Source organism: Rhodococcus sp. NCIMB 12038, assembly GCF_002165735.1.
Classification (GTDB): domain Bacteria; phylum Actinomycetota; class Actinomycetes; order Mycobacteriales; family Mycobacteriaceae; genus Rhodococcus_F.
Genome location: NZ_NHML01000070.1, coordinates 1 through 3,050, shown reverse-complemented (window position 1 = coordinate 3,050; position 3,050 = coordinate 1). Strand labels below are relative to the sequence as shown.

At 63.7% G+C, this 3,050-nt stretch carries 3 protein-coding genes and 1 pseudogene; 1 reads left to right on the top strand and 3 read right to left on the bottom strand.

Annotation, left to right across the window (positions count from 1 at the left end):
* Positions 1 to 53: 53 nt before the first annotated feature.
* Together CA951_RS41680 and CA951_RS41675 are read right to left on the bottom strand one after the other, a co-directional pair.
* On the bottom strand, positions 54 to 605 hold the full coding sequence (locus tag CA951_RS41680; protein WP_179220523.1) for a flavin reductase family protein: 552 nt from the start codon (positions 603 to 605) through the stop codon (positions 54 to 56).
* Between the two features lie 55 nt (positions 606 to 660).
* The gene (locus CA951_RS41675; protein ID WP_087562414.1) at positions 661 to 1,881 is read right to left on the bottom strand and encodes an acyl-CoA dehydrogenase family protein; all 1,221 of its coding nucleotides are present in this window, start codon (positions 1,879 to 1,881) and stop codon (positions 661 to 663) included.
* A 585-nt stretch (positions 1,882 to 2,466) separates the two neighbouring features.
* Between CA951_RS41675 and CA951_RS43190 the strand changes: the two genes are divergently transcribed.
* The gene (locus CA951_RS43190; RefSeq protein ID WP_218780574.1) at positions 2,467 to 2,634 is read left to right on the top strand and encodes a hypothetical protein; all 168 of its coding nucleotides are present in this window, start codon (positions 2,467 to 2,469) and stop codon (positions 2,632 to 2,634) included.
* Here the strand turns inward: CA951_RS43190 and CA951_RS45305 are convergent.
* A pseudogene (locus CA951_RS45305) lies at positions 2,607 to 2,977 on the bottom strand (transposase). The gene CA951_RS43190 and the pseudogene CA951_RS45305 sit on opposite strands and share 28 nt — an antisense overlap.
* Between the last annotated feature and the right edge of the window lie 73 nt (positions 2,978 to 3,050).

The following is a 3,050-nucleotide window of genomic DNA, read 5'->3' as shown; positions in this document are numbered from 1 at the left end:
GACATGGGGATGCTCATATGAATCTCCTCGTGGTGAATCGTGGGTCCGGGCCGTCAATACAACGACCATTGGAAGTTGTGCGGCTGGACCATCTGGATGTGCTTGGCGTCGAGTTCGCCGAGCTTGGACCGGTAGAACACGAGCGGCGTGGCGTCCACGGCGCCCTCCTGGGCGCGGAGTACACGACCGACTAGCATCGTGTGGTCCCCGATAGCGCGGTGTTCATGGAGCTCGCATTCGAGCCACAAGACGCAGCCATTCAGCTGCGGCAGGCATTGGGAAGACCAGGTCCAGGTGCCCTCGGCGAACCGTTCTTCGAACCGGCGCTTCGATGCGTACTGGAAGCACAGGTTCTCCTGCCCCTTCGCAAGCAAGTTCACCTGGAAGCGACCCTCGTCCACAATCCACTCGGCCGTGGCCGAGGTATCGAGCGCGTAGAAGGACACAAGCGGAGGGTCGAGCGAGACCGAGGCAAGGCTGCCGACGGTCATGCCGATCGGGGTGCCGTCGTGGACGGCGGTGATCACGGCGACCGAGGTCGGGATCTTGCCGTAGGCCCGCTTTAGTGCAGTGTCGGTCGGGATCTGGATGGGATCGGCGCTCATGGCCGCCCTCCTCTGTACTCGGTGTGGCCGGGGTCGAATGTGCGCCGGGCGGGCCTCAGACGAACGGGGTCGGCATGTGGGAGATGCCCAGCAAGGTCCGGCCATAGGCCTCGCGAGCTACGGCCGGGGAGATGAACGCGTGACGCGAGGCGGTCTCGATGTCACGCCAGTACATCTGGAGGCGGTTGAACGTCCCGAAGCTGGACGCCCCACCGACGTTAAGCAACGTGTCCACAGCATCGCGGGCGCACACTGCGGCCCGGTCCACGGCCATCTTGGCCCGTGCGCGCTCCTTGATCGGCATGAAGAGACCGCTGGCGCTCCATCGGTCGATCTCTTCGGTAGCGGTGTGAAAGAGCGCTTCGGCAGTGTCGATGAGGGAGGCCGCCTCGGCGACCTGGCTCTGGATGAAGGAGACCTCGGAGGCGTTCTTGTAGTAGGAGTGACCGATGCCCTTGCCCTTGGCGAGCGAAGTCACGACGGTGTCGAGGGCACCCCGGGCCATGCCAATCTGCGGGGCAATGAGTGCGACGTTGAACAGGGGCACGAGCGGCATGTTGAAGTGCGCGCTGTCGGGGAAGCTCTGAGGGAATTCGTGCTGAAGAGTTCCCGGAAGAGACATCGCCCGGTGCTCAGGCACGAAGACGTTCTCAGCGCTCAGGGTGTTCGATCCGGTGCCTCGCATGCCGGCGACGTGCCAGGTGTCCTTCCACCCGAGTTCCGCTCGTGGGATCATCATGAAGACCTGGTCCACGACCTCGTCGTGCTCGTCCAGGAGCGGGGTGCCGAGCATCGCCCAACCCGCGTAGTAACTGCCGGACTGGAAGCCCCAGGTTCCCGTGACCTCGAAGCCACCATCGATCCGGCGTGCTCGACCACCGATCGTGATGGCTCCGCAGAACAGGGCGTCGGGGTTCTGCCCGAAGATCTCCGTCACCGCCTGCTCCGGGAAGTGCGAGATGGCCCACGCGGAGGCGTTGGACAGAGCGCCGACCCAGGCCGAGGACGGACAGTGCCGACCGACGGCAGCGAGCACCTCGAAGAGCGTGCGCGAAGACACCTCGAAACCGCCATAGGCCCGCGGACGGGTCACTCGGAAGAAACCTGCCTCGACCAGGGCACGAATGCTCTCCTCGGGCACCTTACGGTTCTCATCCGCGATGACAGCGTTGGCGGCCAGCATCGGTGCCAACGCCTCGATGCGGGCCAGAAGTGTAGTGCGCTGCTGCTCGTCGGTCAGCTGCTCAGCGGTCTCAGAATTCAGGGTGGCAGGCATGAATACCTCCTTGTACGTGAAAGCAAGAGTGGTCCGGTCGGGATGCGGCAGCCCTACCGGCTTGATACCTAGACGTTAGGTGCGTCACATTGATAAGTTCTTGCCGCGCTGGGCCACGAATTCGCGCTCCTCTTGGCCTGATAGACCAATTCCTAGTTCAGAGCTTGTTTCCTCGGAAACTGACAGGACGGGAGTTCGTTGAGTCCGCGAGAGCAGCTTGACGACATCATTCGATGCGACGGACCATCCAATCCGTGCTCTACCCCCGTCATCCCGCGTCCCCGGACACCCCCACCATGTGGCCTTCGTCGGGTGTTCATTGGCAAGGTGGTCGGAGCCAGCAGCCCCGCCACCGCCTGACGCTCGATCGGGAGACGCCAGGGGCAGGGAGGGCGATCGGGGAGCCAGGGGCCCGGAAGGGCAACGAAGACATGATCGCTGGCTTTTTACCGTCCCAGGCGAGGCGAGACGCATTCCGGGGCAGGTCTCGATGGGGTACTCTCCGATGCCCCGCGAACGAGGTGGGTTGTCCCATATGGCATGTCACGAACTTCGCGCCATCTGGTACCGACTATACGGTGGGGCGTGACCCGCCGCCGCAAGGGCGGCGATCACAGCCTGGCCGCGTTCAAGTCGATCAGGGCCGCGCGCCCCGACGGCGAGCCGGTCTATGTGATCATGGACAACCTTTCGGCGAACAAGACACCCAAAATCCGGCTCTCTTGTCATGAATGTGGATGGGTTGCCGTGTGATACGGGAGGGCGACGGGTCCGCAGGCGAGCAGCATCAACGCGAGAGCATTCTCGGCGGTGTGGAATCCGTAGGCTCGGCGGATGATCAGCCTCACCTTGTTATTGAGTCCCTCATGGCGTCCGTTCGCGAGGCCTCGTTCGACCGCGGCGGTGATGCCGTCGAGGTGGTGCGTCCGAGTTTGACGAACTGCGAGATCCGGCAGCGCTGCGCCCAGGCACACCATCGGGCGAGCATCGCGAGCACCTCCTCGTCGTCGAGATCGCCGGCGAAGACCGCACGCAACGCCTCCTTGAGTTCGTAGGCCCGGACCAGTGCGCCGCCCTGCCGTTTGAGCGCTTTCAGTGTCGAAACCTGCTTGGAGGAAAGGCTTTTCGGGGTTCTTCAAAAGCGCCCACCGCGCGCCTCGATAGGTCTT